Raw genomic sequence first — 14,992 nt, forward strand, 5'->3', positions numbered from 1 at the left:
CCGCATCATTGTCCGCGCGGTGCCGTTGCCTCGAGTGCAAGCAGTTCCGTCGACTGACGATCATCGCGAACGCTTACTTTCGCGTCAAACACCATTGTCGGCCAGCGTTCGGCCGATGTCGGTTCCCAGCGCGGAATCCCCTTGTGGTTGGGATTTCCGGTGCGGGCGAACGCAATCCAGGCATCGGTCATGCGATGCGCCAGCGTGATCGCCTCGGCACCGCCGGCCGCGGAGGCGTTGGTGCGCTCGGCATTGTTGAACACGAAGGGAAGCTCCGCACAATGATAGGCCCGCGGGCGTCCATCGAGCGCGGGCGTGTACCAGGCGAATTCGTAGCGGTAGGTCGGCGCGGCACCGGCCGCCTGGGCGTTGCGCTGATGAACCTGGCGGGCAGTCGATCCGCCCGCGAAGGTCCACGACGCCGCGAGGGCATAGATGTCGATCGGCTTCGCATTCGGACGCCGGGCACGGAACACCTGAAGCAGCCGCGCGCCATGGCCCGGAAACTCCTTTTCGAGTTGGGCGCGAAGCTGGTCCTCGGTCATGTTCTCGTTATTGGGGTCCCATAGCGCGACGGTGCGCTCGGTCGCGTTGGCACCGATGATCATCGGGATATCGCGCGAGAGGCCGGGTGCCCCGGTATCGCGAACGATGAACTGCCCGTCCGCGACCGGCCCCATTCCGAACGGCTGTCCCGCGGCGCGCATCTTCTCGCCCGCGCGTCCCATCGCCTCGACCAGATCGACCGCGCGAACCTTCGCCAGCGCCTCTCGCGAGAATTTCCCGATCGACAGCTCGGCCAGCACCGCGTCGGCCGACCGCTGCGACGCCTCGGGCGTGGACCAGCGACCGAAGCCGCCGCCGCTCTGCACGATCGCCCTGCGGAACAGGCCGCGCGCCGCCGGGGACGACATCAGCGCCGTCACCTTGCTCCCGCCGCCCGACTGGCCGAAGATGGTCACGTTGCCAGGGTCGCCGCCGAAGCCGGCAATATTGTCGCGCACCCATTCGAGCGCCTTGACGATGTCGAGCATCCCCGCATTGCCCGACAGGGCATAGGCGTCGCCGCCGACATGGGCGAGGTTGAGGAACCCGAAAGCGTTGAGGCGGTGATTGACCGAGACGACGACGACGTCGCCGCGCTCGGCCAGGTTCGCGCCGTCATAGGCGGGAAGTTCCTGCGCCGATCCGCCGGAGAAGCCGCCGCCATGCATCCACACCATCACCGGACGCTTGCCATTGTCCTTGATGGCCGGGGTCCAGACGTTGAGGCACAGGCAATCCTCCCCGGTCAGGCCATTGTCCCACTGCAGCAGGAAGTTGAATTCCGGCATCTTCCACTGGCGGTTCTCGCCTTGCGGGCAGGTGGGACCGTAAGCGATCGCGCCGAACGGCGCGGTCCACGGCTTGGGGTCGGCGGGCGGCAAGAACCGCGCCGCCCCGCCCGTGTCGCCTGCATAGGGAATCCCCTTGAAGCTGTGGATCCGGCCGAGGCGATAGCCCCGGACCGGCCCCCAGCGGGTGGGCACCACATCCTGCGCCGGGGTTCGAACCCCGGCGCGGACGGCGCTGTTGGCCTGCTGTACCGATTCCCCCCGGGCGATTCCGGGGGCAACCGTCGCCAGGCCGCCAAGGCCGCCCAGCGCGAGCATGTTGCGGCGATCGACGCCGAATTCCCTGTCAGTCATCTGGATCTCTCCCCGAACGATCAGAAGTTGAAGCGCACGCCTGCGGTGAAGCGACGCCCCAGGATGTCGTAGGTCCCGCTCTCCGTCGGGATCAGCACGCCGGGGATGAAGGAGATCGCGACGATCGGCGCACGATTGTCGAGCAGGTTGTTCACCGTGAAGAACGGCGTCATCCGGCGGCTGCCGACGGTGATGTCGTAATCGATGGTGAAGTCGAGATAGGTCTCGGCCGCGACGGTATTCTCGACATAGACCTGGTTCGTGTTCTTGGCCGTGTCGCGCTGTGCCGCACCGATGATGCGCGCCTGGAGGAACAGGCCCAGACCGCCATCGTCATAGCTGGCGGTGATCGTGTGCCGCCACTTGGAACGACCCACCGTGCCGGCGAGATCGAACGTGGCCGAACCGGCACCGGCATTGGTTTCGTAGCGCGGCGTGTAGTTCGAGATGCCACGCAGCGAGAGCGTGCCGGTCAGACCGTTGGACAGCTTCGACAGCGGCAGGCGATAGCTGATGTCGATATCGACGCCCTCGGTCTCGAGATACGCGATGTTGATCGGATACTGGCGCACCTCGGTCGGGAAATTGGCCGGCGAGGTATCGGTGATCGGACCCGGTCGGACGATCAGCGCGCACAGCGGATCGGTACCGCCACTGGCGCGGCACTGGTCGCGGATGACGTTCGGCCCGATCGTGCCGATCGCGTCCTCGATCTTGAGCCGGTAATAGTCGACCGATGCGCTGAACCCCGGCAGGAAGCGCGGAGTCAGCACCGCGCCGAATGCGAGCGTGCGTCCCTGTTCCGGCTTCAGGTCGGGATTGCCGCCGCTGACGAACAGCGTGGCGAGATTCTGGTTGGTGAACCCCTGGTCGTCATAGAAGGACGGGTTGATCTGGGTTCCGGCGAACAGATCGTACAGGGTCGGCTCGCGAATGTCCTTCGAATAGGTCGCGCGAAAGCGGACGCCGTCGATCGGCTCCCAGATCCCGCCGATCTTCCAGGTCTCGATCCCGCCGCTGGTCGAATAGTCGGTGTAGCGCAGCGCGCCGTTCAGCTCGAAATAGTTGAACAGCGGGACGTCGCGCAGCAGCGGCAGCACGAACTCGCCATAGACTTCCTTCGTCTCCGTCGATCCCTTCGCGGTGCCGACATTGGTGAAGTTGAAGCGTGCCGGCGGGGTCGGCAGCGCGGCGGTCAGGCCGGGCACGCCGCGGATGCCCGTATAGGTGGCAGGGGTGCGCGGATCGGAACCGCCGGTATAGTCGACCCGGATCGAAGGATCGGAGTTGCTGGTCTCGAGCAGGCTCTGCCGGCGATAGGTCACGCCGACGTTGAACCCGACCGGGCCGGCGCCCGTCGAGAAGGGCGAGCCGCTGAAGTTCGCACCGAACTCGTCGAGCTTGTTGGTGACCTCGAACTCCGTATATCCGGCGATGAAGTCGACCGCGGCGGCCGACGGCGTGCCGTTGCCGAACAGGTTCACCGGGACGCAACCCGGCACCAGCGACGGATTGGTGATCGTGACGCGGCAGACGATGTTGCCGTTCGCGGTTCCGGTGCGGAACAGCCCCTCGTCGACCGCATCGACCGCAGCGAACAGGTTGCGGTTCTCGTTCTGCACCTGGCGGGTGTTCAGTCGTGAATCGCCATGGGTGTAATAGGCATCCCAGCGGCCATTCTCGAGGAAGCTCACCTTGCCCTCGAACCCGGCGGTCGTCGTCCAGGACCGGGTATCGGTCTCGGTGCGATTGACGGGGAAGTCCTTGAGCTGGCGCGACAAGGTGAAGCTCGCCGCGTTCGTGTCGGTCAGCACTTGGCGGATGGCGGTCGGGATATAGGGATTCTCGCGGAAGATCGTGAAGCCCTGCGCACCGGTCCGGCTGTCGAAATTCGTGTCGTACTGGTTGTACGCCTTCGAATAGGACCCCTGGACGAAGGCGGTGACGGTATCGCTCAGGTCGTAGCGGACATGGGTGAATGCCTGGTCGGTCCGCAGCTTGGCGGCGAGTACGGTTTCGGGAATGCCGACCGCGCCTTCACCCCCGATGCGGACATTGGCCTGCTGCGTCGGCGCCCCGATCACCAGGGCGCGGGTCGTCTGGCTGTCGAGGAACTGGAGATTCAGCAACCGGGCCTGCGCCGCCGCATTCGAAGCGCCGGTGATGAGGCCGCCAGGGGTGTAGCCGATGTTGCGGGTGTTGGTCACGGTGCGGAAGGGATCGGCCGATGTGCCGCGCCCGGCGAGGAAGTAGAGCGGCTCGTAGAGATAGGGCCGGTCCGCCTTGCTGCCGACACCGTCGCTGTCGAAGTGATCATAGCTCGCGACGATGTGGCCGCGCCCGCCCGCGAACGACGTGCCGCCCGCCAGCGAACCGCGCCAGTTGAAGCCGTCGCCAAGCTCGGTGACGCCACTCTGGAGCGAGCCGCGCACGCCCTGGAACTTGGTGTCGAGGATGAAGTTGACCACGCCGCTGACCGCGTCCGCGCCATAGACGGCGGAGGCGCCGGCGGTGACCACGTCGACGCGCTGGACCAGGCCCTGCGGAATCGTGTTGGTGTCGACGATACCCTCGAACGAGGTCGGCGGCACGCGACGGCCGTTGAGCAGCACCAGCATGCGCTGCGAGCCGACATTGCGCAGGTTGAGATAGTTGCCCGCGCGCGGCTGATTGGCGTTGCTGAGCACGTTGTTGCCCGAGCCGCCGGTAGTCGAGCGCGACCCCTGGAACTGCGGCAACTGGTTGAGCGCGTCGGGAATGTTGGTCGGCGCAGCCTTTTGCAGGTCCTCGACGGCGACCATCGTCACCGGCGTCTGCTCCTGCGCACCGCTGCGCGCGATGCGCGACCCGGTAACGACGATTTCCTCCGCCGGCGCGCCGGCGTCATCGACGGACGTCGACTGGTCGGTACTGGTGGCCACGTCTTCGGCCGGAACGGCATCCTGGGCATAGGCGATGCCAGGCAGGGCAAACAGGCTGACGCCCACCAGCAGTGCGATCGATTTATGCGACATATTCAACTCCCCGGTTTTTTGGTTTCTGGTTATTGACGTTTCAGTGGATCGCCTCCGGCCCCGTTCGAACGGGGGACCCGGCGGTCGAATTCGATGTGGTGGAAACCGCGCAGATCGGCGGCCCCGTCGTTATGGGCCTCCCGAAGGCCTGCCGCGATCGGCGGGCAGTCGAATGGTCGCGGTATGAAGAATGTCTCGCGACGATCGCCCGACCATGATCCTGTACGTGCCGGCCTCGCGCATCCATGCATGGCGGCGCTCGTCCCAATGGTGAAACGCATCTCGCGGCAGGTCGATCGTGACGGTCCGGCGTTCGCCGGGCATGAGGGTGACCTTCTGGAAACCCTTGAGCTGGCGCGGTGCGGCGCCGGTCCTGGCGGGCAGCCCGACATAGGCCTGGATCACCTCGGACCCGGTTCGCCCCCCGACGTTGTGGACGGTCACGTCCAGCGCGACGCGTCCGTCGGGCTGCTGGCGCACCGCGCCGACCATGGTGTCGAACCGGGTGTAGGAAAGCCCGTGACCGAAGGGGAACAAGGGGGTCTGACCGTGCGCGTCCCAATAGCGATAGCCGACGAGATGCCCTTCGGCGAACACCACATCGTCCAGAGCGCCGCTGCGCGAAAGCCGGCCGGGATATTCCGCGGGCCGCCGTGCCGGCCCCTGGCTCTCGTCCAGCGGGAAGGTCACCGGAAGCCGCCCGCCAGGCTCGGCATCGCCGAACAGCAGCGCGGCCGCAGCCGGGCCGAACGCATCGCCGGGTAGCCACATCTCCAGCACCGCCCTGACCTTGGGCAACCACGGCATCGTCACAGGGCCGCCGGTCTGGAGCACGACGACGGTATTCGGATTGGCGGCCGCAACCGCCTGGATGAGTGCGTCCTGATCACTGGGCAAGGCGAGCGACTGCCGGTCCATGCCCTCGCCCACGCGGTGCCCGACGAACACGATCGCGACGTCCGACGCGCGCGCAGCCGCGACCGCATCGTCGATCAGCCGGTTGGGTCCTGCCCATCCCAGCCGAAGCGCCGGCCCCAGGGTGGTGCCGTAATCATCGACCGCTGCCTGGCGGAAGGTGACGCGCGGGGTCCATTCGACCCGGATCGCCACCGGCCGCCCGGCGCGCATCGGTACGTTGGCATAGATCGTGTCGCCGAAATCGGTGTTGTCGAACCTGCCGGCCAGCGTGCCGTCGACGAACAGCCGCGCGGTTCCCGACCCGGCCAGCGTGAAGTGCTGGATGCCGTCCTCGGTCGGCGTGAAGCTGCCGCGCCAGCGCACCGACCAGGCGCGGTTCGCCGGAAACGCCGCATCGGTCGGGATCGTGAGATTGTCGACCGCGGCTTCCTGGCGGGACAGGAACGGCTTGCCGGCGAAGTCCAGATCGGCGTTGGCGAAATATTCGGCGGTGAAGCCGGCGGCATCGCCCGCGCCGCGCACCATGCCGGTCGGCACCAGCGGCAACCGGTCCAGACCGAGCGTTCCCGGTGCATGAAGGACGGAGGCCGTGCCCGCGCGCTGCCGGATCGCCGGCAGCACCGGCGCGAGGTGCATCGGTGCGACATGAGCGGATCCCATCTCGGCGACCACGGCGCCCGGACCTGCCTGATGGCCGATGACCGCGATCGTCTTCGCAGTGGCGGCGAGCGGCAGAATCCCGCCCTCGTTCTTGAGCAGCACCGCCCCGCGCGCGACGATCTCGGCGGCGACACGCCGGCGTTCGGGCGTACTGACATCCGCGGCGACGCGGGTTGCGGGATGGTCGAACGCGCCGATCCTGAACTGCGGCACCAGCCGGCGTCGGATCAGGTCATCGACCCGCGCGGTGGATATCTCGCCCTTCGCGACGGCGACGCGAAGGTCCTCGCCGTTGAAGCTGTTGTCGGTGACCGTGGCCAGCGAGCCGCCCGGTCCCGCCTGCTGTTGCGCCTGGCCGACCATATAGCCGCCATCGAGCCCGGCGGCGACGGCGGCGACGATCGATCGCTGCGCATCGGGGAAATCGGGCACCACCTGGCCGTCGAATCCCCATTCCTGCTTCAGGATGCCCAGGAGTTGCGGGTGTTCGCAGGCATAAACGCCGTTGATCCGCGGAAACGAGCACATCACCTGGCCGACCCCGCCCTCGCGAATCGCCGCCTCGAAACCGGGCAGGTAGATTTCACGGATCGCGCGTTCGGACACGACGGCGTTGACTGCCGGCCTGGTGCGCAGCGGATGATCGCCGGCGCGACCCTGTTCCTGCGTATAGACCGCGTAGTGCTTCACCATCGACAGGACGTGCCGGCCCTGGATCGCCCGCACCTGCGGCGCCGCGATCGCGCCCGTCAGGAAGGGATCCTCTCCGAAGCTTTCCGACACGCGGCCGAAATTCCAGCTGCGCGCGATGTCCAGTGCGGGCCCACCCATCCGGTTGAAGCCGAAGTCCACGAACTCCTGCGCCAGCGTGTCGCCATAGAGCGTCGCAGTCGCGCGATCGAAGCTGGCCGCCACGGTCAGCGGCGTAGGAAACGAGGTCACGCCGACGCCGCCGTTGCGAATGCCGGCAGGTCCGTCGCCACCCCGCAACGCCGGCAGGCCGAGCGCGGTGAGCCAGTCGGTTCCGCGGCCTGCGCCGGCGGTCAGCACCGCAAGCTTGGCCTCGACGGTATCGAAGGTTCGCAGGACGAATTCGGCGCGACATTCGGCCGAATGGGCGGGGTTCAGCCATGGTCGCGTCTCGCCGGGCGCGGCGTTGCAGGCGACAAGGTCGCCAGTCGACTGCTGAGCCGATGCCGGGGCGGCGAACGGCAGCATTGCGCAAGCGCCAAGCAGCTGCCAGCGACGGCCGATACCCTTCATTCCTCTCCCCGTCCGACCCCTTGCGGGCTTATCCATCTCCCTCTTCCGGGGAGTCGCGGGGGCTGAATTACCCCCTTACTTTTAGCGCTAATAGCTGGTAGCACGGGTTGTGGCAATATGAAGTTTCGAGGGCGATAACGCCCCTGACCGCAGCGGGAGGATTGCAATGAAACCATGGGCGATTTGGGGTTCGGCGGTGGCGTTGACGCTTGCCGCTCCGGCACTGGCACAGGTGGTGGACACCGATTCCGGCTCCGTCCGCGGTTCGACCGTGCGCGGCGTCGCCTCGTGGAAAGGCATCCCTTTTGCAGCGCCGCCCGTCGGCGATCTCCGATGGCGCGCACCGCAACCGGTGAAGCCGTGGCGCGGCGTCCGTCCCGCGACGGCGTTCAGCAACGACTGCATGCAAATCCCGTTCGCAGGGGACGCAGCGCCGCTCGGCACTCCGCCGGCCGAGGACTGTCTGTACGTCAATGTGTGGCGTCCCGCGACCGCGCGCGCCGGCGCGAAGCTGCCGGTGATGGTGTGGATCTATGGCGGCGGGCTGGTCAATGGCGGCGCCTCGCCGGCGGTCTATGACGGGTCCGAGATCGCGCGTCAGGGCGTGATCCTGGTCAGCTTCAACTACCGGCTGGGCCGCTTCGGCTTCTTCGCACACCCCGCGCTGAGTGAAGCCAATGAAGATAACGGCCTGCTCGGCAATTACGGCTATCTCGACCAGATCGCCGCGCTGCGCTGGGTCCAGCGCAATGTCGCCGCCTTTGGCGGGGATCCCAACAACGTGACCGTGTTCGGCGAATCCGCGGGCGGCGGGTCGGTGAACATGCTGATGACCACGCCAATGGCGCGCGGGTTGTTCCAGAAGGCGATCGTCATGTCCGGCGGCGGACGCTCGCGCCCGATGAAGCCGATCCGGGCAGAGGCTAGCGCCGGCGAAAGCGCCGAGCGCGATGGACTTGGCTTCGCGCGCTGGGCCGGCGTGCCCGGCACGGGCAGCGGAACGCTCGCCGAACTGCGGGCGCTGCCGGCGGAGAAAGTGGTGGCCGGGATCGGGATCGGCCAGAAGCCGGTTGCGCCCGCATCGGGCCCGATGCTCGACGGCATGCTGCTGATCGCGCCGCCCGAACAGGTCTATCGCGCGGGAAATGCCGCCGCGGTGCCGTTCATCGCCGGCGCCAACTCCGCCGATATCGGCTTCGGCCCGGCGGACGAGCCCGATGTCTTCGCACGGTTCGGCGCGGATGCGGCAAGGGCGCGGGTGGCCTATCGACCGCTGGCGGGCGATCCCGCCGCGCAGCGCCGGGCGATTTTCGCCGATGCCGGCATGGTCGAACCGGCGCGGTTCATGGTTCAGCAGATGACCAGGGCAGGACAGCCCGCCTGGAATTACCGTGCCGGCTATGTCCCCGAGGTGATGCGCGCCGAGTGGAAGGACGGCCTGCCCCATGCCACGGAGATCCCGTTCTTCTTTCGGACGATCGAGGCACGCTATCCCGGCAAGACGACGCCGGCCGATCACCGGGCGGCAAGGGCGATGAGTGCCTATTTCGTCAATTTCGCCCGGACCGGGACGCCCAATGGCGTCGGATTGCCCGACTGGCCGGTCTATCGGGACGATGTGCGGCCGATGATGGATTTCACCGCGAACGGTCCGACGCCCGGTGCGGATCCGTGGCGCGAGCGTCTCGACCTTGCCGAGCGGGTGGCCGAATCTGCGCGAGACAAGTCGCGGAAGTGACCCCTGCCGCTCCAGTCCCGGATTGCGCCGACGACCCGCTCTGGCCCGCCCCGCGCCGGGCCTGGTATGTCGCGATCGTCCTGATGCTCGCCAATACCTGTGCCTTTGTCGACCGACAGGCACTGGCGCTGGTGGTGCAGCCGATCCAGAACGATCTCGGCGCGTCGGATACGCAGATGGGCCTGCTCTACGGGCTGGGCTTCACCTTGCTGTATCTGGGGCTTGGCATCCCGCTCGCGCGGGTTGCGGACCGTTCGAGCCGGACCTGGATCGTCACCGGGGCGATCCTGTGGTGGAGCGCAGCCACCGCCGCCTGCGGCTTTGCACGGTCGTTCACGGCACTGTTTGCCGCACGTCTGGCAGTCGGCGCCGGCGAGGCGGGGCTCAGTCCCGCCGCCTATTCGCTGCTCTCCGATTATTTTCCGCGGCACCGGCTGGCCGCGGCGATGGGCGTGTACCAGATGGGCATCTATGTCGGCGGCGGGCTCGCGCTGGTGATCGGCGGCGCCCTGTCGACCGTCGTGCCGCCCGATGCGACCTTCCAGCTGCCGCTGGCCGGCGCGATGCGGGGCTGGCAGCTGCTGTTCGTCCTGCTCGGCATTCCGGGCCTGTTCCTGGCCGCGCTGATGCTGAGCGTTCGCGAGCCGCATCGCCGCGGACCGGCGGTCGCGGTGCCGCTGGTCACGCTGCGGGCGGTGCTGGCGCATATCGGGTCGCGGCCCCGCGCCTATTTCGGCATCGGCTTCGGCTTCGCGCTGATGGTATTCGTCGGCAACGCGACCGGCGCCTGGATCCCGACCCTGCTCTCCCGCGAATATGGCTGGTCCACCAGCGAGATCGGCGTGCGGTACGGCCTCGTCGTGTTTGGCTGCGGTACGGTCGGCGCCTTGTCCGGCGGGTTCGCATCGACCTTCTTCGAAAGGCGCAGCGGGCATCACGGCAGCATCCTGACCGCGCTGATCGGCTTCTCGGCGATGGTGCCGCTGTCGGTCGCCTTCCCGCTGGTCGGCGAGGCCGGCGTCGCGCTGGCGCTGATCGGGGTCATGAATTTCTTCGCGGGGTTCAGCTTCGGCGGCGGCCATGCGACGCTGCAGCACCTGACCCCGAACCGGATGCGGGCGCGCACCTCCGCGCTCTACCTGCTTCTCATCAACATCTTCGGCGGCATCTTCGGCCCCACCACGGTGGCCCTGATGACCGACTATTGGTTTGCCGACCCGGACCGGCTTCCCGAGGCGATCGCGCTCATCTGCTCGATCGCCTCGCCGCTGGCCCTCCTGTTTCTCGTCATCGGCATGAGCGGGCTGCGCGACGCAGCCCCGACCTTGCGCTCACGCCCATTCTTCCAGGACAAGTGATATGAACCGACCGCTCTGCTTTCTCGCCCTGGCGGCGCTCGCCCTCGGCCCATGCGCCGCCGCCCGGCCCTCGACCGCCGACGAGACACCGCCGCCGCGCGACCTCAACCGCAACGGGATCATCGATCCCTATGAGGATCCGCGCCAGCCGACCGATGCGCGCGTCGCCGACCTGCTCGGCCGGATGACGCTGGCGGAAAAGGTCGGCACGATGATGCACGGCACGCTCCCCGCAAAAGGGTCGGCCACCGGCACTTCGAACGAAGGCTATGACCTCGCCCAGGTCACCCAGTTGATCCGCGAGCGGGGGATTTCCAGCTTCATCACCCGGCTCGTGCTGCCGCCGGAGAAGCTTGCCGAGGCCAATAATGCGGTCCAGCGCATCGCTGCGGAAAGCAGGCTCGGCATCCCCGTCACCATCAGCACCGACCCTCGCAACCATTTCCAGGCCGTGCTGGGCGCGAGCACGGTCGGCGCCGGCTTCTCGCTATGGCCGGAGACGCTGGGGCTGGCCGCGATCGGCGACCTGGACGTGGTCCGCAACTTCGGCCGGATCGCCGCGAGCGAATATCGCGCGGTCGGTATCCACATGGCCTTGTCGCCCCAGGCGGATCTGGCGACCGAACCGCGCTGGCCGCGGGTGACCGCGACCTTCGGCTCGGATTCCGCTGCGGTATCGCGGCTCGCGGCCGCCTATGTCGAGGGATTCCAGGGTGCCCCCGATCATCTGACGCGTCAGGGGGTCGCGACGGTGGTCAAGCACTGGGTGGGCTATGGCGCCGCGCCCAAGGGGTTCGACGGCCACAATGCCTATGGCAAGACGCTGCAGCTCGCCAACCGAACCTTTGCCGACCATGTCGCCGCCTTTGACGGGGTGATCGCGGCGGGAACCGCGGGCATCATGCCGACCTATGGCATCATCGAAGGGGTCACGCTGAACGGGAAGCCGCTCGAGCCGGTCGGCGCGGGGTTCAGCCGCCAGATCCTCGACGGGCTCCTGCGTCATGACAAGGGATATCGCGGGCTGATCGTGTCCGACTGGGCGATCACCAACGATTGCCCCGCCGCATGTTCGGCACCTACCGCCGCGGCACCGCAGACCGCCGCCGCGATAGGCATGCCCTGGGGCGTCGAGACGCTGTCCCAGCAGGCGCGGTTCGCCAAGGGCGTCAATGCCGGGATCGACCAGTTCGGCGGCGTGAACGATCCCGGCGCGCTGTTGCGTGCGGTCGAGGCGGGCGAGGTCAGCGTCGAGCGGATCGACGAATCGGTTCGCCGGATCCTGAGCGTGAAGTTCGAACAGGGCCTGTTCGACGCGCCCTATGTCGATCCCGCCGCAGCCGCACGGACGGTCGGCAATGCGCAGTCGCAGGCGGCGGCGGATGCCGCGCAGCGCCGCGCCCAGGTATTGCTCCAGAATCGCGGTGCGCTGCTGCCGCTCGCCGCGGAGAAGCGGCGCGTCTGGCTGAACGGGGTCGATGACTCGGCGGCGCGCGCCGCCGGATTCGAGCCGGTCGCTGAACTGGCACAGGCCGATCTCGCGATCATCCGCACGCCGACCCCGTCCGAAAAGCTCCACCCCCATCATTTCTTCGGAAACCGGCAGAACGAGGGACGGCTGGATTTCCGCGCCGGCAATCCGGCATATGACGCAGTGCTGGCCGCGGCCGCAAAGCGTGTCCCGACCATCCTGGTGGTCGACATGGATCGCCCCGCGATCCTGACCAACCTGCTGAAACCTGCCACCAGCATCATCGCCGTGTTCGGCGCATCGGATACGGCAGTGCTCGACGTCGTCACCGGCCGGGCCAAGCCCGAGGGTCGCCTGCCCTTTGCCCTGCCCCGCTCGATGCGTGCCGCCGAGAAGCAGGACCCGGCCGTCGCGGACGACGGCGACACGCTGTGCCCGCGCGGTGCGGGCATGCGCTTTGGCCAGGCCGCGCAGGCCTGCGGCCGCTGAGGCGCGAGGTTCCGGACACGCCCGGACCAACTGGTCTGGAAGATCGTCGGCCATCCGGGTGTCGCTCCCGGATGGCCGATGCATCATCTACGCAAGCTCGGAAGGATGAACGATTGGGAAAGGCTGTACGCGCCGCGCGGCGTTGATAAGACGCGATCGACGCGGACGCGGTCGAGCCCCTACCCCTGCGCAGGCTCCAGCACGATATGGCCGACCGCAGTGTTACTGGCGGGGACGTGATAGTGGCGGTGCAACTGACGGGTCGCCTTGCCCATCGCGCCGCGCATGATCAGCCACATGACCATCTCGATCCCTTCTGATCCGGTCTCGCGCAGATATTCGAGGTGCGGGATGTGACGCAACTCGTCGCTGTCGCCGACCAGGCGATCGAGGAAGCGATTGTCCCAGTCGCGGTTGATCAATCCGGCACGGGTGCCCTGGAGCTGGTGGCTGAGCCCGCCGGTTCCCCAGACCTGGACGTTGAGGTCTTCCGGGAAGCTCGCGACGGCGCGCGCGATCGCTTCGCCCAGCGCCCAGCAGCGATTGCCCGAGGGCGGCGGGTAGGTGACGACGTTGACCGCCAGCGGGATCACCTTGCACGGCCATTCGGGCACCTGTCCGAACACGACCGACAGCGGGACCGTCAGGCCGTGATCGACATCCATCTCGTTGATGATGGTCATGTCGAATTCGTCGAGGATCAGGCTCTGCGCGATGTGCCAGGCCAGGTCCGGATGGCCTTCGACGACCGGCACCGGACGCGGGCCCCAGCCCTCGTCGGCTGGCTTGAAGCGTTCGCCGCACCCGATCGCGAAGGTCGGGATGATCCGCATGTCGAACGCCGAGGCGTGATCGTTGAACACGAGGATCACGACATCCGGCCTGGCCGTCTCGCGCTCCCAGGCGCGGGTCCATTCATATCCGGCGAGAACCGGCTGCCAATAGGGATCGTCGGTCTTGCCATTGTCGATTGCGGCGCCGATCGCGGGGACGTGGCTGGTGCCGACGCCGGCGGTGATGCGTGCCATCTCAGTGCGCTCCCGAGGCGATCGGGCTGTTGGCGATCTCGCCTGCAGCCTCGGCCACAGCGGCGAGCGCGGCCTGTTCGCGTTTCGACTTAAGCCCCTCGGGCGATCGCCCGCCGGCGACCATCATCGCCTGATAGTCCTCCAGCGTCATGCCCGACATAGTCGAGACGCCCTGGACGAAGCTCTGTCCATCGGAGGCGATGACCTTGGCGAGGAAATAGATGTTGCCGCCCAGTTCGAGCAACCGGGCGTAGTCGCGGGCCAGCAGCGCCTCGCGCTGGCCGTCGCTCAGCTTCCAGTCCTGCAGATAGCCGGCCTCGTCGGCGCGCCAGCGATCACGGTTCGCGGCATGCATCAGGCTCATGCAGCACTGGTTGAGATGATAGCCCTGGCGCGCACGGCGGGCGGTGAAGACGTGCGTGCCCGGGATATCCTCGAGCTCTTCGAGATAGGCGGCGATGTCCATCAGCCCTGCCCTCCCGGCTCGCAGCCATGCTTCTTCTGGAAGTCGCGCACCCATTCGGCGGTCGCGCGCAGCCCGCCAAAGGGATAGAAATGCAGCAGCACGTCGCCGTGGCGCGCCGGATCGAAGCGCTCGGCCAGTTCCTCGACCAGCCGGTCCGGCCCTGCGGTCGACAATAGCCGGGTCATCGACAGGCCATATTTCGACATGACCGACGCCGAAGCGGCGACGCCGCAGCGGGCGGCGAAGCTGAGCAGCCGCTTGACGCTCGCCGGTCCGGGAATGCCCAGGCGGATCGTCGCGTCGATGCCGGCATTGCGGACCTGTTCGACCCAGTCGAGCATCGGGCCGGCGTTGAACCCGAATTGCGTGACGATCGCGAAGTCGTGGCCACCCTGGAGCAGGGAATCGCGCTTGTCGCGGGTCGCCTGCCAGATCTTGTCGTTGCCGATATCGGCATGCCCTTCCGGATAGCCGGAGATGCCGACGCGCCGGATGCCATGTTCGGCGAGCATGCCCGACCGGATCAGCGACAGCGCATCGGGATAGGGACCCATCGGCGTCGAGGGATCACCCGCGACGACGAAGGCGTGGTCGTTGCCGACCTCGCGCTGCAGCGCCGCGAGGAAATCGCGCAGTTCGGCCTCCGAATGAAGCCGCCGCGCGGAGATGTGCGGGATCGGCACGAATCCCAGGTCCTTCACCGCGCGTGCGGTGGCGACCCGCGCCTCGAACGTCTCGCCGGGCAGGAAGGTGACCGGCACCTTCGTCCCCGGCGGGATGACGGCAGCCGCCTCCGCAATACGTTCGGCATCCTTGGCCGTGATCTCGATCGACCAGCGGTCGATCAATGCGCAGGTCTTGCTCATCCCGTGTACCGGTGCTTCGATCACGATCACGGC

At 67.6% G+C, this 14,992-nt stretch carries 9 protein-coding genes; 3 read left to right on the top strand and 6 right to left on the bottom strand.

The features are described from left to right. Nucleotides 1-5 precede the first annotated feature (5 nt). From TPR58_RS09475 to TPR58_RS09485, 3 genes are all read right to left on the bottom strand, one after another. Nucleotides 6-1,688 (bottom strand): carboxylesterase/lipase family protein, encoded by a 1,683-nt coding sequence (locus TPR58_RS09475; protein ID WP_346246400.1) that lies wholly within the window; start codon nt 1,686-1,688, stop codon nt 6-8. Nucleotides 1,689-1,708: 20 nt separating this feature from the next. Continuing rightward, the gene (locus TPR58_RS09480) at nt 1,709-4,702 is read right to left on the bottom strand and encodes a TonB-dependent receptor domain-containing protein (protein ID WP_346246401.1); all 2,994 of its coding nucleotides are present in this window, start codon (nt 4,700-4,702) and stop codon (nt 1,709-1,711) included. A gap of 129 nt (nt 4,703-4,831) precedes the next feature. Further along, complete coding sequence (locus TPR58_RS09485) at nt 4,832-7,543, bottom strand: glycoside hydrolase family 3 protein (RefSeq protein WP_346246402.1); 2,712 nt, start codon at nt 7,541-7,543, stop codon at nt 4,832-4,834. A 166-nt stretch (nt 7,544-7,709) separates the two neighbouring features. Between TPR58_RS09485 and TPR58_RS09490 the strand changes: the two genes are divergently transcribed. The 3 genes from TPR58_RS09490 to TPR58_RS09500 are packed head-to-tail and all read left to right on the top strand — an operon-like array spanning nt 7,710 to nt 12,599. Further along, nucleotides 7,710-9,281, top strand: a complete 1,572-nt coding sequence (locus TPR58_RS09490; protein ID WP_346246403.1) for a carboxylesterase/lipase family protein — start codon at nt 7,710-7,712, stop codon at nt 9,279-9,281. Next, entirely contained in the window at nt 9,278-10,639 is a 1,362-nt protein-coding gene (locus tag TPR58_RS09495; protein ID WP_346246404.1) for a spinster family MFS transporter, read from the top strand. The genes TPR58_RS09490 and TPR58_RS09495 overlap by 4 nt, the downstream gene beginning before the upstream one ends. A 1-nt stretch (nt 10,640) precedes the next feature. Next, nucleotides 10,641-12,599 (top strand): glycoside hydrolase family 3 protein, encoded by a 1,959-nt coding sequence (locus TPR58_RS09500; protein ID WP_346246405.1) that lies wholly within the window; start codon nt 10,641-10,643, stop codon nt 12,597-12,599. 179 nt (nt 12,600-12,778) lie between these two features. Here TPR58_RS09500 and TPR58_RS09505 read toward each other — a convergent pair whose 3' ends face one another. From TPR58_RS09505 to TPR58_RS09515, 3 genes are read right to left on the bottom strand one after another with little or no spacing between them, the layout of a single operon-like run. Then, a complete protein-coding gene (locus tag TPR58_RS09505; protein ID WP_346246406.1) occupies nt 12,779-13,627 on the bottom strand; it encodes a class III extradiol dioxygenase subunit beta in 849 nt (282 codons plus the stop codon). Nucleotide 13,628: 1 nt separating this feature from the next. Beyond that, nucleotides 13,629-14,093 carry a protocatechuate 4,5-dioxygenase subunit alpha gene (ligA, locus tag TPR58_RS09510; protein WP_346246407.1) on the bottom strand — a complete coding sequence of 155 codons (465 nt, stop codon included), beginning with the start codon at nt 14,091-14,093 and terminating at the stop codon, nt 13,629-13,631. Further along, complete coding sequence (locus tag TPR58_RS09515; RefSeq protein ID WP_346246408.1) at nt 14,093-14,983, bottom strand: methylenetetrahydrofolate reductase; 891 nt, start codon at nt 14,981-14,983, stop codon at nt 14,093-14,095. The genes ligA and TPR58_RS09515 overlap by 1 nt, the downstream gene beginning before the upstream one ends. Between the last annotated feature and the right edge of the window lie 9 nt (nt 14,984-14,992).

The organism is Sphingomonas rustica (assembly GCF_039652585.1).
GTDB classification, from domain to species: domain Bacteria; phylum Pseudomonadota; class Alphaproteobacteria; order Sphingomonadales; family Sphingomonadaceae; genus Sphingomonas; species Sphingomonas rustica.